This window comes from Streptomyces olivaceoviridis (assembly GCF_014650115.1).
Taxonomy (GTDB): domain Bacteria; phylum Actinomycetota; class Actinomycetes; order Streptomycetales; family Streptomycetaceae; genus Streptomyces; species Streptomyces olivaceoviridis.
Genome location: NZ_BMUI01000010.1, coordinates 229,121 through 248,019 on the forward strand (window position 1 = coordinate 229,121; position 18,899 = coordinate 248,019).

Below are 18,899 nucleotides of genomic sequence, written 5' to 3' on the forward strand. Positions count from 1 at the left end.
GTGCCCTCCGGTCCCCCCGTACCGGGCACCCAGTCGCCCCCCGCACCCCGTACCGCACACCCGGTGTGTCACCCCGAGCCCGCGCACCGCCCCGTCGGTGGCCCGGGATCGTCCGCGCCGCATCGTCCCGCTCTCCAAAGGACTTCACCCATGACGGACCTGCACGACAAGCCCGCACCGGCGTCCTCCCTGCCGCCCCAGGCCGGCCCCGCCGCCGGCGCGTCGCGGAGCGCGGCGGTGCCGGCGCGTCCGACGCTCGGCGAGCTGTTCACCGCGTGGGTGGCCCGCACCCCGGACGCACCGGCGCTCACCGACGGCCGGCGGACCTGGAGCTACCGTGAACTCGCGGCCCGCGCCGACCGGTTGGCCGTACACCTGACCCGGCGAGGAGCCGGGCCCGACCAGATCGTCGCCCTGGTCCTGCCGCGCTCCATGGAGCTGATCGCGGCGGAACTGGCCGTCACCCGGGCAGGTGCCGCCTTCCTGCCCGTGGACCCGGCCTATCCCGCCGAGCGCCGCGCGCTGATGCTCGCCGACGCCGCGCCCGCCGTCACCCTCGACGATCCGCGCCAGGTCCGCGCGTTGCTGGACACCGACGACGGCCCAGGACACACGGCCGACGCGGACGCCCCTGTCGACGCCGAGCACGCCGCCTACGTCATCTACACCTCCGGTTCCACCGGTACCCCCAAGGGCGTGACCGTCACCCACCGCGGCATCGGCGGCTTCACCGCCGCCGCCGCCGAACGGTACGCGGTGGGCCCCGGCGACCGCGTGCTCCAGTTCTCCTCGCCGAGCTTCGACGCCTCCGTGCTGGAGCTGTGCGCCTCCGTCCTGTCCGGCGCCACCCTCGTCGTACCGCCGCACGGTCCCTGGCTCGGCGACGAACTCGCCGCGGTCCTCGACGAGCACCGCATCACCCATGCCCTCATCCCGCCGGCCGCGCTGGCCACCCTGCCGGACCCCGCGCAGGGCACCGCCCGCCGGCTGCGCACGCTGATCGTCGGCGCCGAGGCATGCCCCGCCTCCCTGGTCGACCTCTGGGCACCCGGCCGCCGCATGATCAACTCGTATGGTCCGACCGAGGCCACCATCGTCGCCACCTGGACCGGACCGCTCACCGCCGGTCGGGGCACACCGACGATCGGCGGCGCCCTGCCGCACACCCGGGTGTACGTCCTCGACGCCGCGCGGCGCCCCGTACCGGCCGGCGCGGACGGCGAGTTGTTCATCGGCGGCGACGCGGTGGCCCGCGGTTACCTGGGCCGCCCCGGACTGACCGCCGCCCGGTTCGTCGCCGACCCCTTCGGCCCGCCCGGCGCCCGTCTGTACCGCACCGGGGACCGGGCGCGCTGGACCGCCGACGGGGAACTGGAGTTCCTGGGCCGGCTGGACCGGCAGGTGAAGATCCGCGGCTTCCGCGTCGAACCGGGCGAGATCGAGGCGGCGTTGCGCCACGCCGGCGCCGGGAGCGTCGGCGAGGCGGTGGTCGTGGTCCGGGAGGACGAGCCGGGCCACCAACGCCTCGTCGGCTACGTCACCCCGGCCGGGCAGGGTTCCGGCGACCCCACCGCCCCCGCCGACCCCCCGCACCCCCTCGACCCGGCGGCCCTCCGCTCGGCCGTGGCCGCGGCACTGCCCGCCCACATGGTGCCGTCCGCCGTCGTGGTGCTCGACCGGATGCCGCTCACCCCGCAGCACAAGATCGACCGGCGGGCCCTGCCCGCGCCGGAGCGGACCGTCGCGCAGGGCCATGTCGCGCCGCGTTCGGCGGACGAGCGGGCCCTCGCCCGGATCTGGGCCGAGGTGCTGGGCGTCGACACGGTCGGTGTGACGGACGACTTCTTCGACCTGGGCGGTGAATCGATCCTCGCCGCCCGTGCGCTGGCCCGGATCCGGGACGAGCTGGGTGTCCGGCTGACCGTCCGGGACGTGTTCACCGCGCGCACGGTCGCCGCCCTGGCCCCCCTGCTGGGCGATCCGTCGGCCGCCGCACCGCCGGAGCCGATACCGCCGGCGCCCCGCGACGGCGCCCTGCCGCTGTCCAGCGCGCAGCGGCGGCTCTGGTACCTCGACGACCTCACCGAGGGCGGCACCGAGTACAACACCGGAGTGTCCCTGCGGCTGCGCGGCCCCCTGGACCCGGACGCGCTGCGCCGCTCCCTGCACCGCCTCGCCGCCCGCCACGCCTCCCTGCGCACCACGTTCACCACGGCCGACGGGCAGGGCGCCCAGCGTGTCGCGCCGGAGCCGGACCTGCCCCTGCGCACGGCCGACCTCACCGGCGTCCCCGACGCGCGCCGCCCGGACGCGGCGGAGGCGCTGCTCACCGAGGAACTGGGCCGCCCCTTCGACCTGGCGGCCGGCCCGCTCACCCGGGCGCTGCTCGTCCGGCTCGGCGCCGAGGACCACCTGCTGCTCCTGGCCCAGCACCACATCGTCACCGACGGCTGGTCGGTGGGCATCCTCACTCGCGAACTCGCCGCCCTGTACCACGCGGAGACCACCGGCGAACCCGACGGTCTCGCCCGATCCGCCGTGCAGTACCCGGACTTCGCCGTGTGGGAGCGGCGGCAGCGGGCCACCGAGGCCGACGCGGCGGATCTGGCCTACTGGAGACGGCACCTGGCGGGCACGCAGCAGCTGGAGCTGCCCACGGACCGGCCGCGTCCCGCCGTGCGCACCACCGCCGGAGCGGCCCACCGGCACCCGCTCCCCGAGGAGTTGGTGACCCGGCTGCGGCAGCTCGCCGCAGGACGCGGCACCACGCTGTTCACGCTCTTCGCGGGGGCCTGCGCGCTGCTGTTCTCCCGCTGCTCGGGGCAGCGGGACGTCGCGTTCGGCACCGTCACCACCGGGCGCGGCCGACGCGACCTGGAGGACGTGCCGGGCTTCTTCGCCAACACGGTGGTGCTGCGGGGCGAGGTCGACGAACGGGCCACCGTGGACCGGTTCGTGGAGAGCGTGCGGACGACCGTACTGGACGCCTTCGCCCACGACGGGGTGCCGTTCGACCGGGTGGTCGAGGAGCTGGCCCCGCCCCGCGACCCGAGCCGCACCCCGCTGGTGCAGGCCCTCGTCGTGCAGCAGACCGCCCTGTCGGTGCCGCCCCGGTCCGGCGGGCTGCGGCTCGCCGAGCACCCGCTGCCCCGCCCCGCCGCCCGCTTCGACCTGGTCCTGGAGTTCTCACCGGAGCAGGACGGCGGCTGCGTGCTGACCGCCGAGTTCAACACGGACCTGTTCGACGCCACCACCGTGGCCCGGCTGACCACCCATCTGCACCGCCTGCTGGAAGGCATGGCGGACGGACCGGGCCGCACGCTCGCCGAGCTGCCCATGCTCTCGGCCGGGGAACAGCGCACCCTGGTCGACAGCTGGAACCCGCCCGCCCGCCGCTCCCGGGACACCCGCCACGGCACGCTGCCCGACCTGTTCCGCGCCCAGGCGGCCCGGACCCCCGGCCGTACCGCCGTCATCTGCGGCCCGGACCGGCTGGACTACGCCGAGGTCGCCCGGCGCGCCAACCGGCTGGCCCGGCAACTCCTCGCGCGCGGCGCGGGCCCGGAGACCCTGGTCGCGCTGTGCCTGCCGCGCACCGCCGACCTCGTGCCCGTGCTGTGGGCGGTGCTCGCCTCGGGCGCGGGCTACCTCCCCGTCGACCCCGGGTATCCGGCCGAGCGCGTCCGCCTCATGCTCGACGACGCCCGGCCCGCCCTCGTCCTCGCCACCCGCGAGACCGCCGCCGCCCTGCCCGCCGACCGCGCTCCCCTGCTCCTGGAGGACTGCGCCGACCCGGCCGTGCCCGACACGGACGTCACCGACGCCGACCGGCCCCGGCCACTGCTGCCGGACCATCCCGCGTACGTCATCTACACCTCCGGTTCCACCGGGCGCCCCAAGGGGGTCGTGGTCACCCACCGCACGGTCGCCGCGTTGGCCGCCTGGACGAAGGAGCGGTTCGGCGCCGCCGGCCTGGACCATGTGATCGCCTCCACCTCCCTCAACTTCGACGTCTCCGTCTTCGAGCTGCTGTGCCCGCTGACGGCCGGCGGCAGCGTCGAGGTGGTCCCCGACCTGCCGGCCCTCGCCGACGGCACCGGCCCCCGGCGCGCCGGGCTGCTCAGCGGAGTGCCGTCCGTCGTCTCCCGCCTGATCGCGGGCGGTACGGCACCCGTCGCCGCCGGCACCGTCGTCCTGGCCGGTGAGGCCCTGCCCGAGCAGACGCTGCGAGACCTGCGCGCCGCCCTTCCCGGGTGCCGTGTCGCCAACGTCTACGGGCCCACCGAGGCCACCGTGTACGCCACCGCCTGGTTCGCCGGCGACCGGCTGCCCGAGCAGGCCCCGCCCATCGGCGGACCGGTGGCGCTCACCCGGGCCTACGTCCTCGACGGCTCCCTGCGGCCCCAACCGGTCGGTGTCACCGGCGAGTTGTACCTCGGAGGCGGCGGTCTGGCCCGCGGCTACCTGCACCGGCCCGGACTGACCGCCGCCCGGTTCGTCGCCGACCCCTTCGGCGCGCCGGGGGAGCGCATGTACCGCACCGGCGACCTGGTGCGCCGCCGTGCCGACGGCGCCCTGGAGTACGTCGGCCGGATCGACCAGCAGGTCAAGGTGCGTGGCTTCCGGATCGAACTGGGCGAGGTGGAGGAGGCGCTGCGCCGCTGCGCGGGCGTCGCCGAGGCGGCGGCCACCGTCACCACCGACGCCGACGGCCACCGGCGGCTGGCCGGATACGTCGTCCCGGCCGCCGGACAGCGGGTGGAGCCCGAGGCCGTACGCCGGGAACTCGGCCGTACCCTGCCCGCCTCCATGGTGCCGTCGGCCGTCGTCGTGCTCGACGCCCTGCCGCTCAACCCGAACGGCAAGCTCGACCGCGCCCGGCTCCCCGACCCGGGCCCCGCCGTGCGCGCGGTGCGGCACGTCGAGCCCCGCACGCCCACCGAGCGCGCGCTCGCCGCGATCTGGGCCGGGGTCCTGCGCGTGGAACGCGTCGGCGTCGACGACAACTTCTTCGAACTCGGCGGCGACTCGATCCTCAGCATCCAGGTGGTGGCCCGCGCCCGGCAGGAGGGGCTGTCGCTGACCTCCCGGGACGTCTACCGGCACCAGACGGTCGCCGCCCTCGCCCGCTGCGCCGACGCCGCCCGGGGCCCCCGCGAGGCCGCCCCCGCCCCCGAGGCGGCCACCGGCCCGGCCCCCCTGACACCCATCCAGCACTGGCTGTTCGACGCCGTCGCCGAGCGCGCCGGCCACTACGCCCAGGCGCTGTCCGTCCGCGTGCCGGACGACCTGGACCCGGCGGCGCTGGAAGAGGCGCTGAACGACCTGGTCGCCCACCACGACGCCCTGCGCTCCCGCTTCGTCACCGACGACAGCGCCCCGGGTGTCCGCTGGCACATCGAGGAGCGGGCGCCCCGCCTCCGCCTCGCCCACCACACCGGCCCCGACACGGACACCCCCCACTTCGGCCCCTTCGACCTCGCCCGGGGCCCGCTGCTGCGGGCCGTGCTGCACGCCGACGGAACCGGCCGCCCCCGCGTCCTGCACCTCGCCGTCCACCACCTGGTGGTCGACGGGGTGTCCTGGCGGGTGCTGCTGGAGGACCTGGACCGCGCCTACCGGGCCCGCCGGGCCGGCGACGACGGCGCGGCGGCGCTGCCCGCGAAGTCCTCGGCCCTGCGGGAGTGGGCCCGCCGACTGGCCGCGCACGCGGCGGACGGCGGCTTCGACGACGAACGGGAGTACTGGACCCGGGCCGTTCCGGCAACCGACCCCGTGGTGCCGGCGACAGACCGCGACGGGGACGCCGCACAGCGCGCCGACACCTACGCCGCACAGCGCGCCGTCACCGTGCGCCTGAGCCCGGAGGACACCTCCGCCCTGCTGCGCACCCTGCCCGACACCTACCGCACCCAGGCCAACGACGTCCTGCTCAGCGCCCTCGGCCGGGCGCTGTGCGCCTGGAGCGGCCGGGACCGGGTGGTGGTCGACGTCGAGGGGCACGGCCGCGAGGAGCTCTTCCCCGAGCTGGACATCAGCCGCACGGTCGGCTGGTTCACCACCCGGTACCCCGTCGCGCTCGCCGTCCCCGAGGACGCCGGCTGGGACACCGTGCTCAAGCGGGTCAAGGAGCAGCTGCGCGCCGTACCCCGGCACGGTCTGGGCCATGACGCGCTGCGCCACCTGGCGGACCCCGGAGCGGCGCCGCACACGCCCGAGGCGCAGGTCAGCTTCAACTACCTGGGCCGCATGGGACTGCCGGAGAACCCCGACGGCCTCTACCAGGGCACCGTCCGGCCGCTGGAGCTGGACGCCGACCCGGCGGCCGAGCGCCCCCACGCCCTGGAGGTCGTCGGTCAACTCGACGGCGACAGCCTGGAGTTCACCTGGTTCTACACCGACCGGCTGCACCGCGAGGACACGGTCGCCGACCTGGCGGGCCGCTTCGCCGACGCACTCGCCGACCTGGCCCGGCACGCCGCCCGGCCGGGAGCCGCCGGGCGCACCCCGTCCGACTTCCCGCTGGCCCGGCTCGACCAGGCCGCCGTGGACCGGATCACCGGCCCGGACCCGGCCGCGGTCACGGACGTGTACCCGCTCACGCCCACCCAGGCGGGCATGCTCTTCCACGGCCTGTCCCAGGACGACCGCGGCGTCTACTTCCAGCAGCTGACCTTCGTCCTGGACGGCGTACCCGACCCGCGGGCCCTCGCCGCCGCCTGGCAGCACGTCACCGACCGCACCGAGGTGCTGCGGGCCGGGGTCGTCTGGCAGGACGTGCCCGAGCCGCTGCTGGTGGTGCGGCGCCACGCGACCGTACCGGTCACCCACCTGGACTGGCGCGACCTGACCGACGGCGAGCGCCGCGCCCGGCTGGACGACGTACTGGCCCGCGACCGCGCGGACGGCATCGACCTCGGCCGCGCCCCGCTCCAGCGGCTGCTCCTCGCCCGCCTCTCCGCCACCGAGGTGCGCGTGGTGTGGTCCTTCCACCATCTGCTCCTGGACGGCTGGAGCCTGTTCCAGGTGCTCTCGGACGTCTTCGCCGACCACGCCGGCGGCGACCCCGGCAGCCTCCCGGACCGCCCGCCCCACCGCGACTACGTCGACTGGCTGCGCCGGCGCGACCCGGACGCCGCCGAACGGCACTGGCAGCGCCGCCTGTCCGGCCTGACCGAGCCGACCCCGCTGCCGTACGACCGTGAGCCGCGCGAGGCCCACCGCGCCGAGTCCACGCACGCCGTCCGGGCGACGCTGTCCCCGGCCGCCGGCCGGGCGCTGGAGGAACTGGCCCGGACCTCCGGCCTGACCCTGAACACCCTGGTGCAGGGCGCCTGGGCGCTGCTGCTGGCCCGGCAGGCGGGCCGGAACGAGGTGGTGTTCGGCACCACCGTGTCCGGACGGCCGCCCGAGCTGCCCGGCGCCGAGGCCATGACCGGTCTGTTCATCACCACCCTGCCCACCCGCGTCACCGTCCCGGACCACGGCACCCTGCTCGACTGGCTGCGCGCGCTCCAGTACGACCAGAGCGAGGACCGGCGCTTCGACCACCTGCCGCTCACCCGGATGCGGGCGTTCACCGGACTCCCCGAGCGGGTCGGCCTGTTCGACAGCATCGTCGTCTTCGAGAACTACCCGGTGGACGACGACCTCGCCGCCGCCCACGGACTGCGCCTGAGCGGTCTGGAGGGCATCGAGACCACCAACTACCCGCTGAGCCTCACCGCCTACCCGGGCACCGGGCTGACCCTGCGCCTCGGCTACGACCCCGAGCTCTTCGACGCGGGGACCGCCGAGCGGATGGCCGAGTACCTGACCGTCCTGCTCGCCGGGATGCCCGCCCACTCCGCGCGCCCGCCCGCCCGGCTGCCGCTGCTCACCCCCGAGGGCCGCGAACAGGTGCTGCGCGCCTGGAACGACACCGCCACCGAGCTGCCCGACACCACCGTCGCGGACCTCTTCGCCGCGCAGGTGCGCCGTACGCCCGACGCGGTCGCCCTGGAGGCCGGTGCCGAGCGCGTGACGTACCGCGAACTCGACGCGCGGGCAGAGCGGTTGGCGGCGCGGCTGGCGGGGCTCGGGGTACGGCCGGAACGTCCGGTCGGGGTGCTCTTGGACCGCTGCGTGGAGCTGATCGTCACACAGCTGGCGCTCGTCCGCAGCGGCGGGGTGTACGTGCCGCTGGACGGCCGGGCGCCCGTCGAGCGGCTGCGCCGGACACTCACCGAGGCCGGGGCCGACCTGCTGCTCACCGACGCCGGGTGGGAGCGGACGGCCCGGGAGGTGCTGCCCGGCGACGATGTCGTGCGCGTGGACGACACCGCCGACGGGGACGCTCCCACGGGTCCGGCCCGTTCCGGCACGGACGGTTTCGCGGCCCCCGGCCGATCCGGCACCGACGGCCCCGCGGCCCCCGCCGTCCACCCCGACAACGTCCAGTACCTGATGTTCACCTCGGGCTCCACCGGCACCCCCAAGGGGGTCGCGGTGCGCCAGCGGGACGTCGTCGCGTTCGCCCTGGACCGGGCGTTCGCCGGGCACGACCGGGTCCTCGTGCACTCCCCGCACGCCTTCGACGCCGCGACCTACGAGGTGTGGGTGCCGCTGCTGCGCGGCGGTACGGCCGTGCTCGCCCCGCCCGCCGACCTGGACACCGCCCTGGTCCGCCGAGCCGTCACGGAGCAGGGCGTGACCTGCCTGTGGCTGACGGCGGGACTGTTCCGGCTGCTGGCCCAGGAGGACCCCGGCTGCCTGCGCGGCGCCCGTGAGGTCTGGACGGGCGGCGAGGCCGTGCCGGGCGCGGTCGTGCGCCGGGTGCTGGACGCCTGCCCCGGACTGACCGTCGTGGACGGCTACGGCCCCACCGAGACCACCACCTTCGCCACCCGCCGCGCCTTCCGCTCCGGCGACCCGCTGTCCGCCGTCCTGCCCATCGGACGCCCGCTGGACAACACCCGCGTGTACGTCCTGGACGCCGCCCTCCAGCCCCAACCGCCAGGCGTACCCGGCGAGTTGTACGTCGCGGGGGCCGGCCTGGCGCGGGGCTACGCGGGCCGGCCCGGCGCGACCGCCGCCCGCTATGTCGCCGACCCCTTCGGCCCGCCCGGCACGCGGATGTACCGCACCGGCGACATCGTCCGCTGGAGCGCCGACGGCGAGCTGCACTTCGTCGGACGCGCGGACGACCAGATCAAGATCCGCGGCTTCCGTGTCGAACCCGCCGAGATCGAGGCCCGGCTCACCACCCACCCCGGCGTCGCCGAGGCCGTCGTCTCCCTGTACGAGGACGCCGGGCGCAAGCGGCTGGCCGCCCACCTCGTGCCGGCCGAGGGCGCCGAGGTGCCGACCGCCGCCGAACTGCGCGCCCACCTCGCGGGCGGGCTGCCCGACTACATGCTGCCCGCCGCGTTCGTCACCGTCGCGGAGCTGCCGCTGACGGCGAACGGCAAGGTCGACCGGCGGCGGCTGCCCGCCCCCGACTGGTCGGCTGGCGGCGAGCGGGCCCACCGCGCCGCGCGCACCGAGACCGAGCGCGTCCTCGCCGCGATCTGGGCCGAGTTGCTCGGCCTGGAACAGGTCGGCGTCGACGACAACTTCTTCATGCTGGGCGGCGACTCCATCCTCAGCATCCAGGTGGTCTCCCGGGCCCGCGCCGCGGGGCTCACGCTCACCCCGCGCGATCTCTTCCGGCACCCCACGGTGGCCGAACTGGCCGCCGTGGGCGGCGGTGCCGGGCCCGCCGTCGCCGGCACCGGACCGGTCGCCGGACCGGTGGACCTCACCCCGATCCAGCACTGGTTCCTGGACCCGCGCCCCGCCCACCCCGACTTCTTCAACCAGTCCGTCGTCATCGAGACGGCCGGCCCGGTGGACGAGGACGCCCTGCGCCGCGCCCTGACCGCGCTGTGGACCCACCACGACGCCCTGCGCGCCCGGTTCGTCCCCGACGGCGACGCCGGGCTCGCCCGCGACGGTGACGCCTGGCGCCAGGACGTCGCCGCCGCCGACGGCCCGGTCCCCGACCTGCTCCAGGTCCACGACGCCCGCGCCGAGGAGCTCGTCACGGCCGCGGCCCACGCCGGACTCCGCCTGGACACCGGCCCGCTGTTCACCGCCCGCCTCTTCACCGCCGACGGCCCCCGGCCCGCCCGGCTGCTGCTGATCGCCCACCACCTGGTGGTCGACGGGGTCTCCTGGCGGATCCTGCTGGAGGACCTGGAGACCGCCTACCGGCAGGCCGTGTCCGGACAGCCCGTACGGCTGCCCGCCCGCACCACCTCCGCGCGGGAGTGGGCCCGCCGGCTGCGCGACCACGCCGACACGTTCGCCGCCGGCCGCGCCCACTGGGCAAAGGCCGCCCGGGCCTGCGCCGATCCGCTGCCCGTGGACGGCGACGGAGGCACCACCACGGCCGGCACCCGGGAGGTGACCGTACGGCTGGACCGCGACAGCACCGACGGCCTCCTGCGCCGCGTCCCCGGCGTCTACCGCACCCGCGTCGACGACGTCCTGCTCACCGCGCTGGGCCGGGTCCTCGCCGACTGGACCGGCCGCGACACCGTCGCCGTCGGCCTGGAGGGGCACGGCCGCGAGGACCAGCTCTTCGAGGACGTCGACCTGTCCCGCACGGTCGGCTGGTTCACCTCGCTTCACCCGGTCGCCCTCACCGTCCCCGCCGGGGACTGGGGCACCGCCCTGAAGTCGGTGAAGGAGCAGCTGCGGGCCGTACCCGACCGGGGACTCGGCTACGGCGTCCTGCGCCACCTGGCCCGCGACGCATCGCTCACCGGCACGCCCGCGCCCGGCGTCAGCTTCAACTACCTGGGCCGCTTCGACTGGTCCGCCGAGGGCGGTACCCTGATCGGGGCCGTGCCCGGCGGCCTCGGCGGCGCGGAGGCGCCCGGCACCGAGCGCCCGCACCTGCTGGACGTCGTGGCCCGGGTGGAGGACGACCGGCTGGAGATCGCCTGGCACTACAGCGCCGGACGGCACCGCGAGGAGACCGTCACCGCGCTCGCCGAGGGCATGCTGCGGGCCCTCACCGGCATCGTCGCCCACTGCGCCCGCCCGGACGCGGGCGGCCGTACCCCGTCGGACTTCCCGCTGGCCCGCCTCGACCAGGCCGCCGTGGACCGGATCGCCGGGGACGGCCGGGACGTCGCCGACATCTACCCGCTGACGCCGATGCAGGCGGGCATGCTCTTCCACAGCCTGCTGGACCCCGCCGGCCGCACCTACGTCAACCAGGTGCAGCTGGTGCTGTCCGGCGTCACCGACCCGTACGCGCTCGCCGAGGCGTGGCAGCACACCGCGGACGCCAACCCGGTGCTGCGCACCCGCCTGGTGTGGCAGGAGACCCCGGAACCGCTCCAGGTCGTCCGGCACCGGGCCACCGTGCCCGTCACCCACCTCGACTGGTCCGGACGGTCCGCCGACCGCGAGGCGCGCGAGCTGGACCGGCTGCTCGCCGAGGACCGGCGGGCCGGCATCGACCTGGGCACCGCCCCCCTGATGCGGCTGACGCTGATCCGGCTGGCACCGGACCGGGTCCGCCTGCTGTGGACGTTCCACCACGTCCTGCTCGACGGCTGGAGCGCGGCCCAGGTCTTCGACGAGGTGTGCGAGCGGTACGCGGCCCTCACCTCCGGACGACGCCCGCGGGTGCCCGAGCGCCGGCCCTTCGCCGACCACCTGCGCCGGCTGGCCGGACGCGACACCGACCAGGCCGAACGGTACTGGCGCGAGGCCCTCGCCGGTTTCCAGGCCCCCACCGAGCTGCCCCGCGACCGGCGGCCCGCCGAGGCACACCGCGCCTCCTCCTCCGGGTCGGTGCGGACGACCCTCGCCCCGGACGTGTCGGCACGCCTGCGGGACACCGCCCAGCGGGCCGGGCTGACCCTCAACACGGTCCTCCAGGGCGCCTGGGCGCTGCTGCTGTCCCGCTACGGCGGCGGCGAGGACGTGGTGTTCGGTACGACCGTCTCCGGGCGGCCCGCCGACCTGCCGGGCGTCACCACGATGGTCGGCCTGTTCATCAACACCCTGCCCACCCGGGCCCGCGTCGACGGGCGGCGCCCGCTGCTGGACTGGCTGCGCGACCTCCAGGCCGCCCAGTCCGAGGCCAGGCGCCACGACTCCGTCTCGCTGGCCCAGGTGCAGTCGTGGAGCGAGGTTCCCGGCGGCACCGGCCTGTTCGACTCCATCGTCGTCTTCGAGAACTACCCCTTCGACGAGGGCGCCCTGGCCCGGCACGGCCTGACCATGGAGCAGGAGCGGGACCTGGAGCCGACCAACTACCCGCTCAGCGTGGTCGTCGCGCCCGGGGACACCCTGGCCGTGCACCTGGACTACGACCCGGCCGTGTTCGACGCCGCGACGGTGGAAGGGCTCGGCGAGAGCCTGCGCACCCTGCTGACCGGCATGGCCACCGACCCCGACCGCCGCCTGGCCGACCTGCCGCTGCTGGACCCGGTCGCGGGGCGGGCGCTGGTCGACCGGTTCGGCGGACGGGTCGCCGAGGCACCGCGCGACACGCTGCCCGAGGCGTTCCGGCGCCAGGCCGAGCGCACCCCGGACGCCCCGGCCGTCCGCCACGGCGACACGTGCCTGACCTATCGGGAACTCGACGCGCTCTCCAACCGGTTGGCGCGGCTGCTCATCGCCGCCGGTGCCGGGCCCGAGCGCTTCGTCGCCCTGTGCCTGCCCCGCACCGCCGACCTGGTCGTGGCACTCCTCGCGGTACTGAAGAGCGGCGCGGCCTACCTCCCGGTCGACCCCCAGTACCCCGCCGAGCGCGTCGCGTTCCTCTTCGAGGACGTACGCCCCGACGCCGTGATCACGGCCACGCAGACCGCCGGACGGCTGCCCGAGGGACGGTTCACCCGGATCCTGCTGGACGAGGACCCGGACGCCGGCGTGCCGGACACGCCGGTCGCCGACGGCGAACGGCGCGGCCCGCTGCTGCCCGGACACCCCGCCTACGTCATCCACACCTCCGGCTCGACCGGCCGCCCCAAGGGCGTGCTCGTCAGCCACGGGTCCGTGCTGGCCCTGACCGACTGGGCGGCGGCCGAGTTCACCGGCCGGGGCCTGGCGCACGTGGTGGCCTCGACCTCGCTCAACTTCGACGTGTCGGTGTTCGAGATCTTCTCGCCCCTGCTGTCCGGGGGCTGCGTGGAGGTCGTCCGCGACCTGCTGGCCCTCGCCGAGCGCCCCGGACCCTGGCGGGCCGGACTGCTCAGCGCGGTGCCGTCGGCCCTGGACCGGCTGCTCGCGGAGGACGCCGTACGGATCAGCGCGGACACCGTCGTCCTCGCGGGGGAGGGACTGCCCGCCCGGACCGTACGCCGGGTCCGCGACGCCGTCCCCGGCAGCCGGGTGCGCAACATCTACGGACCCACCGAGGCCACCGTCTACGCCACGGCCTTCACCTGCGACCCGGCCGACCCCGACCGCGACCCGCCGATCGGCCGGCCGCTCGGCGGCGCCCGCGCCTACGTCCTGGACGGGCGGATGCGCCCGGTGCCCATCGGGGCGCCCGGCGAACTGTTCCTGGCCGGAACCGGCGTCGCCCGCGGATACTTGCGCCGGCCGGGCCTGACCGCGAGCCGCTTCCTGCCCGACCCGTTCGGGCCGCCAGGCAGCCGTATGTACCGCACCGGCGACCTGGTCCGCTGGACGGCCGACGGCGACCTCGTCTACCTCGGCCGCGGCGACGACCAGGTCAAGGTGCGCGGCTTCCGCATCGAACTCGGCGAGGTGGAGGCGGCGCTGGCCCGCCACCCGGCCGTGGCGGCGGCAGCGGCCCGGGTGGTCGAGGACGCGGGCCACCGCCGCCTGGTCGGTTACGCGGTGCCCCGCGAGGCGGTCCTGCCGGACCCCGCCGAGCTGCGCGCCTTCCTCGCCCGCGGCCTCCCCGACCACCTGGTGCCCGCCCTCGTCGTCCCCTTGGAACGGCTGCCGCTCGGGGCCACCGGGAAGCTCGACCGGCGGGCGTTGCCCGCGCCGCGGTGGGCCGCCACGGCCACCGGTGAGGCGGGCCGGCCGCCGCGTACCGAGGCCGAGCGCGTCCTCGCGGGCATCTGGTCGGAGGTGCTCGGCGTGCCCGAAGTCGGCGCCGACGACAACTACTTCACGCTCGGCGGCGATTCCGTCCTCGGTATCCGGATCGTCTCGGCCGCCCGCCGGGCCGGGCTGGCCCTGACCCCCCGGCACCTGTTCAGCCACCAGACCCTCGCCGAACTGGCCGCCGTCGCCGAGCGGTCGCCGCACGGCGAGGGACCCGGTGCCGCGACCCCCGTCGCCGAGCAGGGCCCGGTGACCGGCGACGCCCCGCTCACCCCCGTACAGCACTGGCTCCTCGACACCCTCACCGGCGACCCGGCCCACTTCGGCCAGACGGTCGCCTACGAGCTGGCCACGGACCCGGACGAGGATCTGCTGCGGGCCGCCCTGGCCGCCGTACTGGCCCACCACGACGCCCTGCGGCTGCGCTTCGAGCCGGGCGGGGACGGGCGGTGGCGGCAGTACGGCAGCGCGCCGGGGGATCAGGCCCCGCACCTGGAGGTGCACCGGGGGACCCCGCCGCACGAGGTGGCCGACGCGCTCGGCGCCGGGTTCGACCTGGCCGGCGGGCCGCTGCTGCGGGCCGCGCTGTGCCGGCCGGACGGCGGCGGCCGGCCGGTGCTGCTGCTGGCCGCCCACCACCTGGTCGTGGACGCCGTGTCCTGGCGGCTGATCCTGGAGGACCTGGACCTCGCCCACCGCGCCCTGCGGGCCGGCGAGCGGCCCGCTCTCGGTGCCAAGAGCACCTCGTTCCGGGACTGGGCCCGCCGGCTCGCCGCGCACACCGAGGCGGGCGGCTTCGACGCCGAACTCGCCCACTGGCAGGGCCTGGACACCGGCACCGTGCTGCCCGCCGACCACCCCGGCGGCGCGAACACCGTCGCCGACGAGGAGAGCGTGACCGCCGGACTGGACGCCGAGGAGACACGACGGCTGCTCCAGGACGTGCCGGACGTGTACCGCACCCGCGTCAACGACGTCCTGCTGTGCGCGCTGGGCCGGGTCCTGGCCCGCTGGACCGGCCGGGACCGGGTGGCGGTGACCCTGGAGGGCCACGGCCGCGAGGAACTGTTCGAGGACGTCGACCTCGCGCGCACCGTCGGCTGGTTCACCGCGATGTACCCGGTCGCCCTGGACGTGCCCCGGGACGCCGGCACCGGCACCGCGCTGAAGACCGTCAAGGAGAACCTGCGGGCCGTACCGCACGGCGGACTCGGCTACGGCGCCCTGCGCTTCCTCCACCCCACGGCCGGCCCCGGGCTGCCCGCCCTGCCGCCGGTCTGCTTCAACTACCTGGGCCGGCAGGACGGCACGCCCGCCCCCGGCGGTCTGCTGCACGCGCCCCACGGCGGCCTCACCGGCGGCATGGACCGCTCGGCGGACCGGCCGTACCTCCTCGACGTCCTCGGCCGGGTCGCCGACGACAGGCTGGAGTTCACCTGGTCGTACTCCCGCGAGGTGCACCGCCGGGAGACCGTCGCCCGGCTGGCGGCCGAACTGGCCGAAGAACTCCGCGCGATCGTCCGCCACTGCGCCGAAGGCGGTGCCGGCGGCCGTACCCCCTCCGACTTCCCGCTCGCACCGCTGGACCAGACGGCCGTCGACCGGCTCGTCGGCAGCGGAGCGGACGTCACGGACGTGTATCCGCTCACGCCCACCCAGACCGGGATGGTGATGCACGGCCTCGACGACGCCGAACACGGCCTGTACGTCGAGCAGATCACCTTCGTGGCGGACGGCGCGCGCGACCCGGGCACCCTGGCCGCGGCCTGGCGGCACGTCGTCGACCGCACCCCCGTACTGCGTACGTCCGTCGCCCTGCACGGCGTCCCCGTGCCGCTCCAGGTCGTCCACCGCAGCGCGCACCCGCCGGTCACCGAACTCGACTGGAGCGGAGTGCCGGCGGACCGGTGGGACGCGGAGCTGGAGCGCCTGCTCGCCGACGAGCGGGCCCGGGGCGTCGCCCTGGACCGGGCCCCGCTGCTGCGGCTCGCCCTGGTCCGCCTCGGCCCCGACGCGGTGCGCGTGGTGTGGACCTTCCACCACGTCCTGCTGGACGGCTGGAGCGTCTTCCACGTCCTGTCCGACGTCATGAACGCGCACGCCGCCCTCACCCGGGGCGAGCCGCCCCGGCTGCCCGAGCGCAGGCCGTTCGCGGACTACGCCGGCTGGCTGGCCGCCCGCGACACCGCGGCGGCGGAGGACCACTGGCGCGCCGTCCTGGCCGGCTTCGGCACGCCGACCCCGCTGCCCTACGACCGCAGGCCCGCGCCGGGCACCACGGCCCGCTCCGGCACCTGGCTGTCGCGGCGGCTCGACGCCGAACGGACGGGGCTGCTCCAGGAGTTCGCCCGCCGGCAGCGGCTCACCCTCAACACCGTGGTGCAGGGCGCCTGGGCGCTGCTGCTGGCCCGGTGGAGCGGGGAACGGGAGGTGTGCTTCGGCACGACCGTCTCCGGACGGCCCGCCGATCTGCCGGGCGCCGACGGCATCACCGGCCTGTTCATCACCACGCTGCCCGCCCGGACCGCCGTCGACGGCGCCGCCGACGGCGCCGGCTGGCTGCGCGCGGTGCAGGAGGCGCGGGCCGAGGACCGCCGCCACGACCACCTGCCCCTGAACGCGCTGCACCCCTTCAGCGAACTGCCGCCCGGGACCGCGCTCTTCGACAGCCTGGTGGTCTTCGAGAACTACCCGGTCGGCGACGCGACCGCCGGCGCGCACGGGCTCGCCCTGCGGGACCTGGACGCCCGGGAGGCCACCAACTACCCGCTCACCGTGGTCGTCTCGCCCGGCGACCGGCTCGCCGTCGAACTCGGCTACGACCCCCGGTACTTCGACACCGCCACCGCCGAGTCCCTGGCCGGACAGCTGCTGCACACCCTGCGCGCCCTGGCCACCTCGGACGGCGCCGCCCACCTGGACGACATCGACGTACTGCCGCCCGAGCAGCGCGACCGGCTGCTGCGCGGCCCGGCCCGCCCGGCGCTCGCCCCGGTGCCCGCCGCCACCCTGCCCGCGCTCGTGGAAGCCGCCGTCGACCGGTGGCCCACCGCGCCCGCGCTCGACGCGCCGGGCACGCTCCTGACGTTCGCGGAGGCCGAGGCGCGGGCCAACCGGCTCGCCCACCGGCTCATCGCCCGGGGCGCCGGCCCCGGCGACCTCGTCGCGCTGCTGCTGCCCCGCTCGGCGGACATGGTGCTGGCACAGCTCGCGGTGGCCAAGGCGGGCGCCGCGTTCCTGCCCGTCGACCCCGCCTACCCCGAGGAGCGGATCGCCCTGATGCTGCGCGACGCGGCACCCGCCCTCACCCTCGACGCCAAGGAGGTCGAGGACCTGCTCGCCGCCCCGCCGGACGACGTGCCCGGACACCGGCCCGGCGACGCCGACCGGACCCGCCCGCTCGACCTGGACGACCCGGCCTACGTCATCTACACCTCCGGTTCCACCGGCACCCCCAAGGGCGTCGTCGTCACCCACCGCGGGCTCGCCGCGTTCTCCGCCGCCGAGGCCGCCCACTACCAGGTCACGGCGGGGGACCGGGTCCTGGCCTTCGCCACGCCCAGCTTCGACGCCTCCGTGCTGGAGCTGTGCATGTCCCTGCCGCACGGCGCCCGGCTCGTCGTACCCCCGCCCGGGCCGCTGCTCGGCGCCCAGCTGGCCGACGTCCTGCGGGCCGGGCGCGTCACACACACCCTGCTGCCGCCGGCCGCGCTCGCCACCCTGCCCGCCGAGACGCCCGGCACCCTGCCCGACCTGAAGACGCTGATCGTCGGCGCCGACGCGTGCGGGGCCGAACTCGTCGCCCGCTGGGCCCCGCACCACCGCATGGTCAACTCCTACGGCCCCACCGAGGCCACCGTCGTCGCCACCTGGTCCGCGCCGCTGGAAGCGGACGGAGCGGCACCGCCCATCGGCCGCCCGCTGCCCGCCACCCGCGCCCACGTCCTCGACGCCCGGCTGCGGCCCGTCCCCGACGGCGTCACCGGTGAACTCTGGCTGTCCGGCCCCGGGCTGGCCCGCGGCTACCTCGGCCGCCCCGGGCTGACCGCCGACCGGTTCCGCGCCGACCCGTTCGGGCCGCCCGGCACCCGTATGTACCGCACCGGCGACCTCGTGCGCCGTGACAGCGCGGGCGAACTGCACTACCTGGGCCGCACCGACCACCAAGTGAAGCTGCGCGGCCACCGCATCGAGGCGGGCGAGGTCGAGGCGACCCTGGTGCGCCATCCGGGCGTACTGGACGCCGTGGTGACCGTACGCGAGGACGAACCGGGCCTGCCCCGGCTGGTCGCCCACCTGCTCAAGGCCCCGGGCGCCGAACCGCCCACCGCCGGGGCGCTGCGTGAGCTGGCCGCCCGCTCCCTGCCCGCCCACATGGTGCCCTCGGCGTTCGTGGTGCTGGACCGCTTCCCGCTCACCGAGAACGGCAAGACCGACCGGGCCGCCCTGCCCGCCCCGGCACCGGCCGAGGAGCGGGCACGGTCCGAGTACGTCGCGCCCCGCACACCCACCGAGGAGGCGCTCGCGGCCCTCTGGGAGGAGACCCTGGGGACGACTGTGGGCGCCGAGGACGACTGGTTCCTGCTCGGCGGCGACTCCCTGCGCGCCCTGCTCATCGCCTCCCGCGCCAACGACACGTTCGGCGTCACGCTCACGCCCCGCGACGTCCTGGTCTCCCGCACCGTCGCCGCCCTGGCGGACCTCGTGGAGGAACAGGTGCTGAGTGAGCTGGAGGGCGCCGCGTACGGCGACGACCCCGCGAACCGCTCCTACGAAGCCGACGCCGAAGACGCCGCTGCCGGCGGCCACGACCACGAACGGTGAGGATCCGA

The 18,899-nt window shown here is 76.3% G+C and carries 1 protein-coding gene; it reads left to right on the plus strand.

The genetic code is table 11. The features are described from left to right. Positions 1–150: 150 nt before the first annotated feature. A complete protein-coding gene (locus tag IE273_RS21120; RefSeq protein ID WP_189816734.1) occupies positions 151–18,891 on the plus strand; it encodes a non-ribosomal peptide synthetase in 18,741 nt (6,246 codons plus the stop codon). Positions 18,892–18,899 lie beyond the last annotated feature (8 nt).